This is a genomic window from Lysinibacillus sp. NPDC093210 (genome assembly GCF_044753985.1).
In the GTDB taxonomy this organism is placed as follows: domain Bacteria; phylum Bacillota; class Bacilli; order Bacillales_A; family Planococcaceae; genus Lysinibacillus.
On sequence record NZ_JBIVOE010000005.1, the window covers coordinates 14,252 to 31,012 of the forward strand.

The following is a 16,761-nucleotide window of genomic DNA, read 5'->3' on the forward strand; positions in this document are numbered from 1 at the left end:
GGTGTTAAGATGAAGGTATGTTCGTTAAGTGGACCGAGTGGAACAGGGAAAAGTACTAGTGCTCTCGTTTTTGCACACAAAATAGGGGTAGAGGCAATAATTGATGATGGTTTACTAATTGTTAATGGAGTTAAAGTAGCGGGCATATCTGCGAAATTTGAAAAGAATACGATAACTGCTGTTCGACGCGCGATTTTCACAGAGGAAACGCATCGAGAGGAAGTCATTAAAGCGCTCGATACTTACAGTGTTCAATCTATTTTACTCATTGGCACATCTGATAAAATGACGAAAAATATTGCCCAGCGTTTAGAGCTAGGACCAATTGAAACATATTATTATGTCGAGGATATTCGCTCGCAAAAGGAAATACAAAAAGCGAAATTTATTCGCCAGACACAAGGAAAGCATGTTATGCCGATACCGTATCGCCAAGTCGAGCAAAATTTTTTTAAACGACTCATTCAAAAAGGGAAAGAGATTTTCACTCCAAAGCGTGAAAAAATCGGTGAAACAACAATCGTTCGACCTGATTTCCACCAAGAATATATTGAAATTGAAAAGCAAGTGTATATTCAGTTACTTACGTATTGCTGTAATCAGCAAGATATTGTGCACAAGGTTGAGCAAATACAGTTTAGTCTTGGAGAACAGGCAAAGGCGACCATTTCATTGCAATTAAAAATGCCAATTGATTATTTATTACCACGCCGCTTATATTTATTACAAGAAGAAATACAACGATCCTTCTTTCAACATTTTGGCTATGAACTAGATGTCATCAATCTTTATGTTCATGTCGCTTTCCATAAACGAAAATAACATACAGGTACTCCATACGCGAAAGGCGAGAAGAGTACCTGTATTTTTATTTTGACGGGCGTGTAAATTGCGGTTGACGTTTTTCGACAAAGGCGCGACAGCCTTCTGCAAAATCGCTTCCTACAAAAGGTGTAGAACCTTGCCAAAGTGCTGGTACACTATCGACACATTCTTGTACAGATTGCTTTACAGCTAGTAATGATTCTGGTGACATACCAGCAACAAGCTTACCCATTCGAATCATAAATTTATTTATGTCTTTTTCAGCAACTAAATAGTTAAGCATGCCAAGCTTAAATGCTTCTTCCGCTTTAAACATCCGACCAGTAAATACTAAATCCTTCGTTGTAGAAGGGCCGACAAGTTGGACAAGGCGCTGAGCGAATTTATTGTTTAATGTAATGCCTAATTTGCCTACGGGGATGCCTAATTTCGCTTTTTCAGAGCCAATACGAATATCACAAGCTAAAGCTAGCTCTAAGCCAGCGCCCATCGCCGGGCCATTAATAACACCAATTGTTGGAATTGGTAAACGTTCAATTGTTGAAATGGTTTTTTCCATATGTAAAAATGCTTCCTCTGCTTTTTCAAGTGAGATGGCGTTAAATTCTTTAATATCAGAGCCAGCAGTAAAGTTTTCACCGGACCCACGTAAAAGAAGTACTTTATTTTTCGGATTATCCAACACTTTTAGGGCAATGTTGGCTAATTGATCCCACATATTTGCGGTTAGCGCATTTTTCGCCTGCGGTCGGTGAATGGTAATGATCGCAAGTCCAGCCGTTTCCTGATAAATAATTTTGGCATCTTCAGCCTCAAGACGAGTTGTTCTTACTTGCATAATTGAAAAGCCTCCTACATTCAGATAGTACTTATATTATATAACACAAAGGAGAGTAAACATTAAATAATACGAATTTTCATGTATTTTCAGCCTGTTATACAAAATTAAAAGCATATCCAAGCGATTGTACTACAACAGAATATTGCTATTGTAATAAAGCAAAAGATATGAGAAACTACTATAGGAACATTTGTTTCTTTATTGAAAAGGAACTTCTCCATTCGAGGAGCAGTAATCTATTATTTTATAACAGATTATCCGACACTATTGATATTTAAAAAAAATACACTACACGCCCTAATAATATTATAAAATTAAACTATCTTACGCCCTATCTAATAAGGAGGAAGCAAAATGGTGACATTGAAGGAGGCATGGCGAAGCTATATATTGCTTTTAGATTCATTAAAGAAAAGTGCTGCTACCAAAAAACAATACAATATTGATGGACAGCAATTTTTAGCTTTTGCTAATGAGCATAACGTTGAACATGTAGATAACCAATTCAAAGAATTAATATTTATATATAGTAATTATTTAAAAGAGAACTATCCTAATGTAAATACATTCAATCACAAAATCGCTTCACTTCGGAGTTTTGTAGACTTTATCTTTTTGAGAGAATGGGCAGAACCTTTCGATTATGAAAGCATTTTACAGCCCAAAAAGAGAGGTAAGGATTCCTTAAAATTGCTTACGAAAGAGCAATTAATGAGTATTACAGAAGTATGGCCAACTTATTTTCAATACGCAAAAACGCAAGAGCATGCTTGGCTAGCAAGAAGAAATGGCTGTATTGTTCAAATGTTTATTGAAACTGGTTGTAAGCCAGCAGAACTTGTTCGCATGAAATGGGCGCATCTCAGCATGGAAAATTTGCATATTTCTATTGCGAATCATAACGGTAAGAGAGAAATTAAGCTTTCAAATGTTTTAAAGGAAATGTTAATGCATTATAAAGATGCAACCGAGGAATTACATCAGAAAAATGTGGGGGAATGGCTATGGGTAAGTGAGGCAAGCCAAACGAAACCGATCACGACAAAAACAATAGAGCGGATTTTTCAAACGATATCTAAAGATATCGGCACTAGTGTGCGGGCGACGGATGTACGTTACACTGTACTTCAAAAGGCATTACAAAGTGAGAAAACAATTGAAACGATCCAGCAAAACATGGGGTATGTTCGAAAATGGGTGTTAACCGAGCGAGGAGAAAGATTTAAATAGACGTGCAGTAAAAGATGTTTTCACAAATTTCACTGCACGCACTATTAAAAATGTGTTAATGCTTTAACATTTACTTTGACCGTCAAATTATGCTTGCCGCCTGAATAGACACCTTCAACGGGACTAATATCTGTGTAGTCACGACCAATGCATAAAATAATGTGATTTTCTAATACTTCTACATTATTTGTTGGGTCTAAACCAATCCAACCGATGCCAGGAATCATAACTTCAACCCATGCATGTGTAGCGATATCACCGATGAGAGCTGAATTTTCATCAACATATAAATAGCCACTAACATAGCGAGCAGGGATTCCTTTAGCACGTAAAATTGCTAGCATTACATGTGTGAAATCTTGGCAAACACCTCGTTTTAAATCAAATGCCTGGCTTGCAGTTGTCGTGACATTTGTTGCTGTTGGATCATATTCAAAAGTCGAATATAAATACTGCATTAAATTTAGCGAGAACAGTACTGGATTTTCTGCGTGACCTATTGCATGAAAAACTTCTTCTATTTGTGCTTCAGTCATATACGTAAAACTCGTTGATTTTAAATAGGGCAAATAATGCTCATAAAATAACTGCGAATGGAAAATCGTCTGCATCTCTGGTGAATATTGAATCCGATGAATAAATGGTGCTCGTTGAATACTGACGATAGACGTTGTTTCTATTTCTAGCTCTTGATGTTGCTCAGGAATATAAAATGTACCGACCGTGTTGCCCCAAATATCCGCATGCTCGCGCGTCAATGAAGAAGGCGAAATAGCAATACGATAGGACAGCAAGCGCTGACGCTCATCACTTCGAGGCTTTAAGCGGATGGTATTCAAGCTTTGGTCGACTTCAGATTCATATTGAAAAATATTTGTATGTTGAATTTCAAATTTCATCGTGTCCGCTTCCTTTTGATTACTGACTTGCGTGTTGAAAAGGAGCTGTGAATTGTTCCTTTCAAGATTGTAGGCTGGGTTCATATAAATGATAAATTGTCGAAAATGTATGACCAAAATCAATACATTGACACAATCTTTCCTCCATTGAAAATATTGCTTCCTCTAAGGAAGATGTCGATAAATTGATATTGTTAATAGCACTTAACAATGCTCTTAACGGCGTGTTAAGTGCTAAAAAACGTTCTGTTAGATGGTCTTCTTCGATATGCGTAAATGCCTCTTCTAATTTTTTGAGACAAACAATCACTGAGCGAGGAAAGTGATCATCATGCAATAAATAGTGTATAACATTTAGTAAATGTGTTTGATGATGCTTACGTAGGTAAGGCTCTGTTGCTTTTGATAAATCGAGCAAAAATGTTCCGTCTGCCTCTTGTAAATCGCTAGCCATTAGCTTTTGTTGCTCTAGCATAATTAAAATCATTCGAATCATCTTCTCGGCACGTTCAAGCCATTTACCAACCTGCATAAAATAAAAAGGCAAATCCCGTTCCATAGAACCCTCAATTAATCCAGTAACCGTCAAGGATGTCTTACGAACATTGTGTAAAAAATAGTTTAAAGATATTAACGGAAAAGGTCGTTCTCTCACAGTTATCTCTTGCTGCATGTATAAATAAAAGGCATTGTGTAATTCCCATAGCTCAATAGGAATACTATCACGTGTAATGCGTGCATTTTCTCGAATGGCTCTTAATGTTGCATGTATAGCATTGCTATTGTTCTCCGAAAATAAAAGGTATTCAATAAGAGGATTGACACGAATGACTTCATAGCTTGATATAAACTCTTCTTTCGATGCACAAATGTCTAATATTGCTTCCCAGTGATCAAGATATTCATTTTCATTACCCGATTGCTCCAACATATTCAACAGCTGTACTTGTAATATATGTGCATTAGTTTCTGTTCGTTCACTATATCTTGCCATCCAATATAGTGCGTCTGCTACTCGACTTAGCATGTTGCAATTCCTCCTTTAATATCCACGTATCTTTTGCTCCACCACCTTGAGATGAATTAACGATTAACGAGCCTTCTTTAAGTGCAACACGCGATAAACCTCCAGGAAGCACAAAAATATCACCACCGTTCATAACATAAACACGTAAATCGACATGACAAGGGTAAAACTTACCATGCTGATATGCGGGTGCACGTGATAGTTGAATGGTCGGTTGCGCAATGTATTGATTTGGATGTTTTACTATTTTTTCGTAAAAACTTGCGATTTCATCTTCACTTGCATGTGGCCCAATCAGCATATCGTAACCACCTGAAGCACTTACATTTTTAATTACTAGTTCTTTTAAATGGTCAAGAACCCATGCTCGTTGACTTTCATCCTCAAGATGATAGGTCGTCACATTTTCTAAAATCGGCTCCTCGTTTAAATAATAACGAATCATGTCGGGTACATATGCATACATCGCTTTATCATCTGCAACCCCATTGCCAACAGCATTCAAAATTGCAATATTTCCTGCCTTATAGGCCGCTAATAAATAGGGCACTCCTAGTAAAGAATCTTCTCGAAAGACAGTAGGATCTAAGAAATCATCATCAATGCGGCGATAAATAATATCTATTTGCTCAAGGCCATATATTGTCTTCATATAAACTTTAAGATCTTGAACGATTAAATCTCGTCCTTCCACAAGCTGAATATTTAGTTGTTGGGCTAAAAATACATGATCGTAATAAGCAGAATTATACATCCCCGCAGTTAAAAGTACTGCTTTTGGTTCTACATTAGCTTTTAAAGCTGTTGGTCGATGTGAAAGGAGGGCATTTTTCATAATTGTCATTTGTTTCTCAAGAGATTGGATTGTATGTTTTGAAAAGAACTCAGGATATACTTCTTTCATTACATACCGGTTTTGAAAAACGTATGAAATGCCTGAAGGATTACGTAAATTATCTTCCAGTACACGATAAACACCATTTTCATCGCGAATTAAATCAATTCCTGCTAAAAAAATATGATTATTTATAGGTACTTGTACACCAAGCATTTCTGGATAATAAAATGGATTTTGTTCGATAAGACTGCTTGGAATAATCCCATCTTTAACAATTAGCTGTCTATTATAAACATCATGTAAAAAACAGTTTAAGGCTTTAACACGCTGTTTCATACCTGTTTCAATTATATTCCATTGCTCATGTGGGATAATAATTGGGACAAAATCAAACGGCATTGTTCGCTCCGTCCCACCCTGTGCACCATATACAGTAAATGTTATACCTTGTCTAAGGAAGCTTGATTGAGCTTGTTGGTATTTTTCTTCTAGCTGATCTTGTGAAAAAGCACTAAGCTTACGATGGAAAGAGCGATAATGTAGTTTCGGCTGATCACCATCTAACATTTCATCAAAAAAAGAACCTGAATCATACAATTTCATCATGTGAACCGCCTCCGAATTTAAGTAGTAGAAAAAACGTGTTACACTAATAAGAAATACATAAAAGGAGCTAGTATAAATGACAAATATTAACTTAATGCAAGCTTATGAGTTAGACAAGCTATCAAAACTAGATTTATCTGACGAGAAGATTTTACAGACTTTACGAACTGGGGATGTGTCATCATGGCGTAATCTGGAACCAAAGTATGAATTTAATGAAACGTTGGCTCTTTATCAAGAAGGGGAACAAACATTTCTTGATGCCTATCACGGTAATTATCGAATTAAATATGTAACATTACCGGGCATTCAGCGTTTACTAAATCTTCGTTTTCAATTAGAAGAAACAAAGGATTTCCAATTAGAAGATACAGGAATTAAAAATTTATCTTGCGACGAGCATACTATTACGAAAATTCAAAATATGTTATCTACTAACTGGAAGCTAACAAAGCAAAATGATGGTACCTATAGTATTTTCGCTAAATAATTACAAATATCCAAAAATTACCACGCGAGTTATGAGACGAATCGACTCGTATCGTTACCCGACGTTTGATTTTTCGATTCGTCTCAGCGCATACTAGTATACTAGAGTTTAATATTCATTCGACGAACGGTTTATGCATAAAAAGTGAAACCTAATAGAAAAATAGTGAAAAAGCTGATTTTTTATTACGAAAAAATAGTTCCATTAAAACATCCCGTGAAAAATTAATAGCTTCTTTAATAACGAAATAAAGGGGAGAGACCAATAGCTGTAATGTAAGAAATTTGAGTGAAGCTTGGATGTTTAAATGATAATTAAAAAACAGTTGTTGACTAACATAGAGATGATTTCTATTACTTAGAAGTCATCTTTTTTATCTCATAAAAAAGAACGTTTGTTCCATTCGTTATAAAAGGGCACTTTTTTAGCAATAAAGTTCCCAAATTTATATTTGGGAACGTTTTTTTCATGGTAAAATAGAGAAAATAGAGGTGATTTTATGCAAAAGACTCAACTACCTAAAATAATGAAAGATTTCCTTGTTTACTTAACGACGATCAAAGGTAAATCTCAGCGCACTAGAAAAGAATATGAATACGATCTCACATTATTCTTTCGTTTCCACTTAGCTATGCAAAACGATATTGAGATAGCGCAAATAGAAAAAATTAATATTGCTACTATTACAATAGAAGAAATCCGTGCTATTACTTTGGAGGATCTCTACTTATTTATGGAATACTGCGAAGTGCAACGTCAAAATTCCGCTTCTGCTAGAGCACGGAAAGTAGCTACATTAAAATCGTTTTTCAAATACATTAAAGGAAAACGCCGTCTCATTGAAGAGAATCCAGCCGAAGAGTTAGAAACACCGAAGATTGGACGCAGAAAACCAATTTATATGAATATGGATGAGGCAACACAGTTTATCGAAGGCATTCAAATACATCGTGCCTCTCCACGCAATTATTGCATGATGATGTTTTTCTTAAATCTAGGCATACGAGTATCCGAGCTTTGCCAACTAAATACATCGTCAATACAAGGACGCTATTTGACTGTTATCGGAAAAGGCAATAAAGAACGGACCGTTTATTTGAACGATAGCTGCATTTTGGCACTAAAAAACTACGAACAAAGTGGAAAAACGACATACAAAGGCGAAGGAGAAGAACCACTTTTTATTTCGCAAAAAGGTACACGTTTTACACGGCAAACAGTAGCCAAAATCGTCAAACAAATAAATAAACAATCGGGGCTACAAAAAGATCGGCTAACACCTCATAAACTGCGTCATACATCCGCCACTATGATGTATAAAGCTGGGGCAGATATTCGAAGTTTACAGCATATACTTGGTCACTCTAGTGTCGCTACAACACAAATCTATACGCATATTGAGGATGAACAGTTACAACACGTTCTGGAAAATAACCCATTTAATATCGTCGATAACAGCTAGAGAAAGAGAATACGAACTTATACAGAGCATATATTCAGAGTAGGACCTTAAAATAGAAAGGGGATAGTGTATGATATATTCATTACTTGAACAATTAAGTGCGACAAGAGAGCAATTACTCAAAGAAATAGCAATATTTAACGATACACAATTTAATCTAAAACCGGACGTAAACAGTTGGAGCATTGCACAAATATGTCATCACTTAGTGCTAGTAGAAGCGTCGACTATTAAGGCAATTGCCTGGGGGTTATCCTCACAAGAAAATACGGATCCCGAACGTATAAATGTTCAGCAAATAAAAGACAGATCGAGAAAGCTGATAGCGCCAAAAATCGTTGAACCTGCATCCGAGCCTTTCGAGATACAAGAAATTTTGACGATGTTAAATGATACACGAGAACAATTCACTACTTTTCTGCATGCATTAGAAGAGCCATCTTTGCTAGCTAAAAAAGCCGTGAACCACCCTGCTTTTGGTAAATTACCGCTCGACCAATGGATAGAGCAGGTGTATTTGCATGAACAAAGACATATTGAACAGATCTATGAAAGGAAAGGTATTGTAAGTTAAAGTATAATAGGAGTTAACATGAAAAGAAGAAAGATAAAGTTGTATACGAAAAAAATCTTAACTGAACTTAGAAACACTATTTTATTTGAAGTAATCTGGAATATCATTTTATGGATTCCAAGACTGGTCATTCGGTTATTGAAACATCTCTGGTAATACAAACAAATATAAGCCCGACTTCTCACACTTGAATCTTACTGAGAAATCGGGCTTCTTTTCATTATCCTACATGAATATTCTCTTGACGAACGACATAATCTGTTATATATTAAATAAAAATAAAGAAAACTGTTATAAAACAGTTTGAACTGGAGGAATTATGATGTCGAAATATCGTGATGGTTATGAGTTTTATTGTGAAATGTGTGATCGTTATGGGTTAGAGCCAATTTCATTCCGTTATTATGTTATCCAATTATCGCAAGAACAGCTTTCCGCTTATAATATGCAAGCGAAACAACTAGGAATTTAAAACATTAGCTACAAAGGATGTGGTTATGACGGACGCCAAAGTGAATAGTTTATGAAAAGCCCAGCCATACTAAATTAGTAGACTGGGCTTTTATTAATATGAAAGAAATTTCAGAATTATTATTGACTTGATAACACATCTGTTATATAGTATCTATACAAATAAATAACTGTTATAGTACAAAGAGAAGAGGTACCGGAATGGCACAGTATAGAGAAGGTTATGAGTTATATTGTAAAAAATGCGAGCAATATAATTTAGAGCCAATTAATATTTATTACTATATTAATAAGTTATCGCAAGAGCAATTAAAAGATTTCAATGAAGCAGCAAACGAAAGGAAGTTAGTCGTATGACAGACTATCGACAAGGCTATGAGTTTTACCGACAAATATGTAACAAATACGAGTTAGAGCCCATTAATTTTCACTACTATATGTTAAATTTATCACAAGAACAACTTGATACTTATAATGAACAAGCGAAAATTATAGGAGGTCTTATTGAATATGATATCTCTTAACATGTAAAATGCCTTACTGCCCAGCTGCGACAGTAAGGCATTTTCACTTATAAATAAATTTAGATTTTTGTAGTTAACAAGGTAAATAGTATTTCTATAGTTTTAACAGTAGTACAAATGTAATTATTAAAATTGGAAAAATGGTGAAACACGTGCGTTTAAAGTCATTCTTTTTTGTCTAATTTATAGAATTCTATTAAATTTGATCTATGCATATTGTATATTTGGGTTGAATTAACTGCTTTTCTAAGACTATAATATAATTACATAAAAAAGGGCCATCTACCACAACTTTATACCTCACTGTAATATAAAGAATAAGTACTAAACCCTCTTATTTTAACGAACGGAGAATGAAGATGATGAATATCACGCCTAGTAGTATTAATCAAGTTAACTACAGCCTGAAAGAATTACAAGATATTTTTTCAGCAATGAACAGTTCGATCATAGTTGCTATTACAGATCGGACAGGAAAAATTACCTTTGTTAATGATCATTTTTGTAAAATTTCTAAATATAAGCGTGAAGAATTAATTGGACAAGATCATCGTTTACTAAACTCGGGTTTCCATCCCAAATCATTTTTCAGAGAAATGTGGAAAACAATCGGAAAAGGTGACATGTGGAATGGTGAGGTGTGCAACCGTGCAAAAGATGGTAGTCTATACTGGGTAAAAACAACAATCATTCCTTTTCTCGATGATAATGACAAGCCTTATCAATATATTGCCATTAGAGTAGACATTACCGCACAAAAGGACATAAAAAAAATTACACATATTGCGTATCATGATGAATTAACAGGGTTACCAAACCGTCGTAAATTAGAACAACGTTTAGAAAATGAATTCCATCAATCTCGACGTACAGGAGAGAAGTTTGCGTTATTTTTCATTGATGTGAATCGTTTTAAAAACATTAACGATGGACTTGGCCACATCATAGGCGATATGTTCCTAGTGGAAATGGCAAACCGTTTACGCAATGTAGACTTCACGTCCAATTCATTTTATCGTCATAACAGTGATGAATTCGTCATGATTTTAAATGATGTTTCACGTATCGAGGAAATGGCAAAAGAAATCATTGCTGTTTTCGATGACAGTTTCATCGTAGATGCATATGAATTTTATGCGAGTATTAGTATTGGTATTAGCATTTTTCCTGATCATGCTAATTCAATTGAAGATTTATTAAAAAATGCTGATATCGCCATGTATGCTGCAAAATCAACACGTGGTAATCAATATAAGCTTTATCGACATAATATGGATGAGGCAAATGATAAATGGTTATTACTTGAAACCAAACTTCATCAAGCATTAAAAAAGGATTTATTAGAACTACATTATCAGCCCAAAATTGATTTAAAAACAGATCAAGTGGTAGGTATGGAAGCATTGCTTCGTTGGTATGATTCTGAATTAGGACAGATGCCACCAGATCGTTTCATCCCGTTTGCGGAAGAATGTGGTCTTATAAATGATATTGGTATATGGGTATTACATAAAGCTTGTGCGCAAGTATGTGCATGGAACGAAACATTTCAATCGAATTTACGCGTAGCTGTCAATATTTCACCTATCCATATTAGTACACCAGGCTTTGTTGAAATGGTACGCGATGTAATTGAAAAAACAAAAATTGACCCACATTCATTAGAAATTGAAATTACCGAAATGAGTATGCTTGATTATACAGAAGAGTTAATAAATACGATTGAGCAGCTACGAGCATTAGGCATTACCATTGCATTGGATGATTTCGGAACAGGCTATTCATCATTAAATTATTTAAAAAAATTCCCTGTAGACGTATTAAAAATAGATCGGGCATTTGTGCGTGATATTCTACCTGAGAAAACAGGCATAGCGATGATTTCAGCTATGATTTCATTGGCACATGCTTTAAACCTCCAAGTAGTAGCAGAAGGGGTCGAAGAAGAAGCTGAATTAAACGTTCTTCGTGAACATGGCTGTGAGTTCGTCCAAGGCTATTATTTTAGCAAGCCGCTATCAGTGCAAGACTTTACAACTAACATTTTAAATCAATCGCTAACAATTACATCTAGCTCCTAAGAGGGGCTAGTTTTTTATCCCCTTTTTTAGTTTACATAATAAAATTATAAAACAAAAATATATTTACATTTTCTAAAAAATACATGGTACAATTTGGGTGGAAAAACTCTAGAAAAGGAGGATTGGTCGTATGAGAAAGCATACTATTTTTGCATAGCAAAGGCTATTGCATAAAATGAAATTTAAAATTAAATAGCCTTTGCTCTTCCTAAACGAACGATAATACATTTAGGAGTGCAAACATGAGCTATAAGAAAGTAAATAATCTGTTACCAGCAGAGTTAATCGCGTTAATTCAAAACTATGTAGATGGTGAATATATTTATATCCCCAGAAGAAAAGATAGTAAAAAGAGTTGGGGGGCAGGCACTACTACAAGGACTGAATTAGATGTAAGGAACAATAATATTTATCAGGGATATCTTTCAGGCACCGATATGGATACTTTAAGTGCAACATATTATTTGTCTTTAAAGAGCATTCAACGAATTATCCTAAAGGAAAAAAGAAAAAGAACAAACATATAAAAAGAAGCTGTGTGGTTTTTACCACATGGCTTATTTTCTTTTATGAAACAAATATGAGGTTTTTTTATTGAATGTCAGTCATTTATAATCGAACTAACAATATGAGCTGATAGGAGAAATAAATAATGTCTTTGTATATAACGAAAGAATTAAACGATCAAGCTAAACAAATAGTGAATAATGAGCTTTACAAATTTAATTTAATGCATTTTCCAATAGATTTAAGAAGCAATTACGAAGAAATTACTGTATTCCTTAAAGATGAAAACGACAATGTTCGTGGTGGTATTCTTGCTGAAGTATGTTGGAATTGGCTGGAGATTCACACTTTAATGATAGATGAGGACATACGAAAATTGGGATTTGGCACAAAATTATTACTAGAACTTGAGGATATGGGTTTAGCATAGCAGTGCGGTTTTATAAAGGTAGATACATTAAGTTTTCAAGCGTTAGAATTTTATGAAAAGCACGGTTATCAGGTATTTGGGATTTTAGATAATGTAGGTAGAAACTTTAAGCATTACTATTTGAAAAAAGATTTAACTTCGAAATAAATGGAGGTTTAACAATGCATAATTTATTTACAATCGACTGTGATGAAATTTTATTGAGAGAGTTTAGTAGTGAAGATGTCGATGCGATTTATAAGCTAACTTCACAACCAGAAGTTTATGAGTTTTTGCCTGATTGGCGTACTACGAGAGAACAACGATTAAACTGGATAATAAATTACGAAATACCTTCCAACCAAGCATTTTTATCTGCTGTTCCTAATATCAATGGTCAAAATTACTTGAAACTAGCAATCATATTAAAAGAAACTGGGGAATTCATTGGTTTTTGCAATACCGGGACGAAAGAAGAGCTAACCGAACCAAATCAAGAAATTGCCTATGCTATGTCAAAACATTTCAGAAATCGTGGCTACACAACTAAAGCGGTAAAAGGCTTACTACATTACTTGTTTGAACAGACAAATATTGAACAACTGAATGCTATCGTTCAACCCCGCAATGTAAGTTCTTTGAAGGTTATAGAAAAATGTGGCTTTGATTTCAAAGAAAATTTAGAAATAGATGCTCTAATATATCGACATTACACATTGCATATAGAGGATTGGAAAAATAGAAAAGTTCATTAGTTATAACTAATATTTTTGTGCGTGTCATTAATCAAAGTAGTCACCACTAATTAGAGCTAATCAGACGCCTAATTTACAATAATTATAATTAATGCTAAAATTTATTTACCATTTAATATAGCAATACACTATGTAATGCTACAATTAAATTGGATAAAATATAATGGGAGTAGCTGCCAATAACATATACCTATTTTAATATTTTTGCCTTTAAAATGACGTCAAAAATGATAATAGGAGATTAAGTATGATTGAATTAAACACAGAAAGATTAAGAATACTTGCGCTAAATGCAAAAAACCTAAGATTACTCATTGATAACCCGAAGAAGTTGGAGCTTCAATTATCATTAATGGAATCAGATAGCTATTTAGATGCGGAACTTCAACAAGCGATGGAAATTCGACATGCTAAGTTGGTACGTGATAAGGAAAACTATATTTGGTATACCAATTGGTTAATTGTGTCGAAAAGTCAAAACTGTAGCGTAGGAGGAATCATGTTAAAAGGTCTTCCAAACGACTATGGTGAGGTAGTAGTAGGGTATTACACTTTGCCTGAATATCAAGGAAACGGCTATATGACAGAAACAATTAATTCAATGAAAAACTGGTTGTTAAGCCAGCCTAATGTGAAATTTGTTGTTGCTGATACTGAAAAAGATAATATTGCATCTCATAGAGTATTAGAAAAATCAGGGGCAGTACTTTATAAAGAAACTGCGGAACTATTGTATTGGAGATTTGGCTGAATATAATTTTAAATAAAGAGTCTTCCTATTATTATGAGGACTCTTTATATTTTTTTAAAAGGGAAAGTGATTCATTTGATAGATTTAATATTGGTCTTATCTTTCATGCTTAATCCAATTTTCGCAATTGTTTTTTGTTTAAATTTAACTAGCTTTTTGAAAAAACTGATTGTCACTAAGGATGTAAGCACAAAAGGTAATATTATTTGGATGTGTATTGCTTCAACGTACATCATTTTCACTTTAACTTGGATGTTTACAAAAATTAGTGTGTAATTAAAGCGATAAGGTAGGGGAAGAAGATGGGCGGATTATTTTGTTCCATCATAAGGCATACTATCATCAAAAGAATTACAAGCTGACCCTAAAAACAATGGAAAAAAGGATATTCTGCTTTTAAATTAGCTTTATGGTGGGAGATCGCAAATAATTTACCACAAGCAGTTGAAAATGTATTTCAACATGAATTAAACTGAAAAACTAATGAGCCATCGTATTTATGATGGCTCTTTTTGTTATGAAAAGTGCAAACAAACGCAAATTAGCCAGAAATAGTACTAAATGCTTCATTGCATTAACCTCTATCATTAAGCACTTTTCGTGTCCTTCGATTAATTACGTTTAAAATTGTAATATAGTTCTGAAAATCTTCCACTGTAAATTGCTCAAGATTCTTCAAATGGCTTCCGTATTCTTCTTCATCGAGCTTTTTATGATATTCATACACTAACTTACCTTTTGATGTTAATTCGATAGTCAATTCTCGATAATTGTTAGGATTTCTATATTTAATTGCTAAGTCCTTTTTGATTAGTTTATCGACCATTTGAGAAACAGCACTTTTTGTGCGATTCGTTATTTCCGCAATTTCAGAAGTATTTGTTTTTACTTTATCGCCAATTAAATTCAGAGTATGTACTTCTATCATGTAAAGCTCATCGTCAGTACCATATTTTCTTGGGATATTTTCGTATGAACTAATCAGCCTAGATGTCTCGTAAAGCGTTTCCATAAGTTCATAAAAAACTTTCTCCTTATCCATCACCCAGCCTCCTTTCAATAATTTATAGAGGATTATTATTTTATTCTAACATATTAGAAAATCTTATAAGGATAGTTACTTGCAAAACAAATAATTTTTAAAAAAATCTGAATTTTTATATTGACCATTTTACAGTTAAGGTGCTAAACTGAGAAAAATTAATTATAAACGTTTGAAAAAATGTATTTAAACAGAATTATTTATGAAAAGTTAGAGGGGGAAATAGAATGCAATACAATTTTAATGAAATGGTTCAGCGCCGAAATACGTATTCCTTAAAGTGGGACGGTGAGGAGTTAATTAAACAAATTGGCTATACAGAGAGATATGATCATGAAACGATCCCACTGTTTACAGCTGATATGGATTTACCAGTACCTCAACCATTGATAGAGGCGCTTCATAAAACCGTCGATCATCGTATTTTTGGATACTCTATTTTTCCAAACGAGTATTATGAAGCGATACAGCATTGGTTTAAAAAAAGACATAATTGGTCGGTTGAAAAAGATGAAATTGTTTTCAGTCCTGGAACAGTTCATGCATTAAATATCGCGGTAAGAGCATTAACTAAACGCGGTGAAGGTATCATAATCCAACGTCCTGTTTACCCACCATTCACAGCTGCTATTGAAGGGAATGGCAGGATTGTTCGTAATAATGCATTGATTCGAAACAGTGATGGCAATTACACCATTGATTTTGAAGATTTTGAAGCGAAAGCACAAGAAGAGAACACTAAAATGTTTGTTCTTTGTAATCCACATAACCCGACAGGAAGAATTTTCACGAATGAAGAATTGAAAAGGCTTTCAGATATTTGTGAAGTGAACAATGTCATCATTGTTGCGGATGAAATACATGGAGACTTGATTAGAAAAAATCAAACCTTTACACCATTAGCTAAAATTGCAAGTAATTCAGACCATATTATTACTTGCACAGCCATCAACAAAACATTTAATGTCGCTGGTCTACATTGTACGAATGTAATTATTTCAAATCCTGAAATTCGAAAGACTTTTAGCGAAAAAATGGGCATGCAGTTACCATCTCCATTTACAATTGCTGCTCTAATAGCAGTTTACAATGAAGGGGAGGAGTGGTTAGAACAATTAACCGAATATATTGACGACACAATGATCTATGTGAAAAGTTTTCTAGCTGAAAAACTGCCAACGGTGAAAGTCACTATACCTGAAGGAACTTACGTCATGTGGATGGACTTTAACGGATACGGTCTTTCAGCACAAGAAGTTCATCATCGAATTTATAACAAAGCGAATGTACTGCTTGAAGATGGAGACCTGTTTGGAAAGGAAGGAGATGGATTCCAACGAATTTGCATTCCATCACCGAGACCACTTATTAAAGAAGCACTTGAAAGAATTGCTAAGGAATTTCAGGATATCGAAACGAACAATTAATT

18 protein-coding genes and 2 pseudogenes are annotated in these 16,761 nt (G+C 34.3%); 15 read left to right on the forward strand and 5 right to left on the reverse strand.

Features of this window, described 5'->3' with window-relative positions; genetic code table 11:
- Window positions 1–9 precede the first annotated feature (9 nt).
- Window positions 10–822 (forward strand): hypothetical protein, encoded by an 813-nt coding sequence (locus tag ACIP9C_RS13345; protein ID WP_401011291.1) that lies wholly within the window; start codon window positions 10–12, stop codon window positions 820–822.
- Window positions 823–868: 46 nt separating this feature from the next.
- Here the strand turns inward: ACIP9C_RS13345 and ACIP9C_RS13350 are convergent, their stop codons facing one another.
- Window positions 869–1,663 (reverse strand): enoyl-CoA hydratase/isomerase family protein, encoded by a 795-nt coding sequence (locus ACIP9C_RS13350; protein ID WP_401011293.1) that lies wholly within the window; start codon window positions 1,661–1,663, stop codon window positions 869–871.
- Between the two features lie 357 nt (window positions 1,664–2,020).
- Between ACIP9C_RS13350 and ACIP9C_RS13355 the strand changes: the two genes are divergently transcribed.
- Window positions 2,021–2,896: a tyrosine-type recombinase/integrase gene (locus ACIP9C_RS13355; RefSeq protein ID WP_401011295.1), complete on the forward strand. Its 876-nt coding sequence runs from the start codon at window positions 2,021–2,023 to the stop codon at window positions 2,894–2,896.
- A 44-nt stretch (window positions 2,897–2,940) separates the two neighbouring features.
- Here the strand turns inward: ACIP9C_RS13355 and ACIP9C_RS13360 are convergent, their stop codons facing one another.
- From ACIP9C_RS13360 to ACIP9C_RS13370, 3 genes are all read right to left on the reverse strand, one after another.
- Window positions 2,941–3,795 carry a transglutaminase family protein gene (locus ACIP9C_RS13360; protein ID WP_401011297.1) on the reverse strand — a complete coding sequence of 285 codons (855 nt, stop codon included), beginning with the start codon at window positions 3,793–3,795 and terminating at the stop codon, window positions 2,941–2,943.
- Between the two features lie 61 nt (window positions 3,796–3,856).
- On the reverse strand, window positions 3,857–4,822 hold the full coding sequence (locus ACIP9C_RS13365; RefSeq protein WP_401011299.1) for an alpha-E domain-containing protein: 966 nt from the start codon (window positions 4,820–4,822) through the stop codon (window positions 3,857–3,859).
- Window positions 4,776–6,266, reverse strand: coding sequence for a circularly permuted type 2 ATP-grasp protein (locus tag ACIP9C_RS13370; RefSeq protein ID WP_401011301.1), 1,491 nt, complete (start codon window positions 6,264–6,266; stop codon window positions 4,776–4,778). Before ACIP9C_RS13370 ends, ACIP9C_RS13365 begins: the two co-directional genes overlap by 47 nt.
- A 76-nt stretch (window positions 6,267–6,342) precedes the next feature.
- Between ACIP9C_RS13370 and ACIP9C_RS13375 the strand changes: the two genes are divergently transcribed.
- The 12 genes and pseudogenes from ACIP9C_RS13375 to ACIP9C_RS13430 all read left to right on the forward strand — a co-directional run.
- A complete protein-coding gene (locus ACIP9C_RS13375) occupies window positions 6,343–6,756 on the forward strand; it encodes a hypothetical protein (protein WP_401011303.1) in 414 nt (137 codons plus the stop codon).
- A 499-nt stretch (window positions 6,757–7,255) separates the two neighbouring features.
- Window positions 7,256–8,218, forward strand: a complete 963-nt coding sequence (locus ACIP9C_RS13380) for a tyrosine recombinase XerC (protein ID WP_401011305.1) — start codon at window positions 7,256–7,258, stop codon at window positions 8,216–8,218.
- A gap of 70 nt (window positions 8,219–8,288) precedes the next feature.
- The gene (locus ACIP9C_RS13385; RefSeq protein ID WP_401011307.1) at window positions 8,289–8,792 is read left to right on the forward strand and encodes a DinB family protein; all 504 of its coding nucleotides are present in this window, start codon (window positions 8,289–8,291) and stop codon (window positions 8,790–8,792) included.
- 322 nt (window positions 8,793–9,114) lie between these two features.
- The gene (locus ACIP9C_RS13390; RefSeq protein ID WP_401011309.1) at window positions 9,115–9,264 is read left to right on the forward strand and encodes a transcriptional regulator; all 150 of its coding nucleotides are present in this window, start codon (window positions 9,115–9,117) and stop codon (window positions 9,262–9,264) included.
- 200 nt (window positions 9,265–9,464) lie between these two features.
- Window positions 9,465–9,620 carry a transcriptional regulator gene (locus ACIP9C_RS13395; RefSeq protein ID WP_401011311.1) on the forward strand — a complete coding sequence of 52 codons (156 nt, stop codon included), beginning with the start codon at window positions 9,465–9,467 and terminating at the stop codon, window positions 9,618–9,620.
- Entirely contained in the window at window positions 9,617–9,787 is a 171-nt protein-coding gene (locus ACIP9C_RS13400) for a transcriptional regulator (protein ID WP_401011313.1), read from the forward strand. The genes ACIP9C_RS13395 and ACIP9C_RS13400 overlap by 4 nt, the downstream gene beginning before the upstream one ends.
- Before the next feature lie 359 nt (window positions 9,788–10,146).
- Window positions 10,147–11,868, forward strand: a complete 1,722-nt coding sequence (locus ACIP9C_RS13405; protein ID WP_401011315.1) for a sensor domain-containing protein — start codon at window positions 10,147–10,149, stop codon at window positions 11,866–11,868.
- Window positions 11,869–12,110: 242 nt separating this feature from the next.
- Window positions 12,111–12,395, forward strand: coding sequence for a CD3324 family protein (locus ACIP9C_RS13410; protein WP_401011317.1), 285 nt, complete (start codon window positions 12,111–12,113; stop codon window positions 12,393–12,395).
- Between the two features lie 125 nt (window positions 12,396–12,520).
- A pseudogene (locus tag ACIP9C_RS13415) lies at window positions 12,521–12,952 on the forward strand (GNAT family N-acetyltransferase).
- Window positions 12,953–12,966: 14 nt separating this feature from the next.
- Window positions 12,967–13,539, forward strand: a complete 573-nt coding sequence (locus ACIP9C_RS13420; protein ID WP_401011319.1) for a GNAT family N-acetyltransferase — start codon at window positions 12,967–12,969, stop codon at window positions 13,537–13,539.
- Between the two features lie 247 nt (window positions 13,540–13,786).
- Entirely contained in the window at window positions 13,787–14,290 is a 504-nt protein-coding gene (locus ACIP9C_RS13425; protein WP_401011320.1) for a GNAT family N-acetyltransferase, read from the forward strand.
- A 380-nt stretch (window positions 14,291–14,670) separates the two neighbouring features.
- A pseudogene (locus ACIP9C_RS13430) lies at window positions 14,671–14,766 on the forward strand (hypothetical protein); the annotation flags it as partial.
- A 98-nt stretch (window positions 14,767–14,864) separates the two neighbouring features.
- Here ACIP9C_RS13430 and ACIP9C_RS13435 read toward each other — a convergent pair.
- Window positions 14,865–15,332 carry a MarR family winged helix-turn-helix transcriptional regulator gene (locus tag ACIP9C_RS13435; protein WP_401011322.1) on the reverse strand — a complete coding sequence of 156 codons (468 nt, stop codon included), beginning with the start codon at window positions 15,330–15,332 and terminating at the stop codon, window positions 14,865–14,867.
- A gap of 227 nt (window positions 15,333–15,559) precedes the next feature.
- Here ACIP9C_RS13435 and ACIP9C_RS13440 point away from each other — a divergent pair, with 227 nt between their 5' ends.
- The gene (locus ACIP9C_RS13440) at window positions 15,560–16,759 is read left to right on the forward strand and encodes a MalY/PatB family protein (RefSeq protein WP_401011324.1); all 1,200 of its coding nucleotides are present in this window, start codon (window positions 15,560–15,562) and stop codon (window positions 16,757–16,759) included.
- Window positions 16,760–16,761 lie beyond the last annotated feature (2 nt).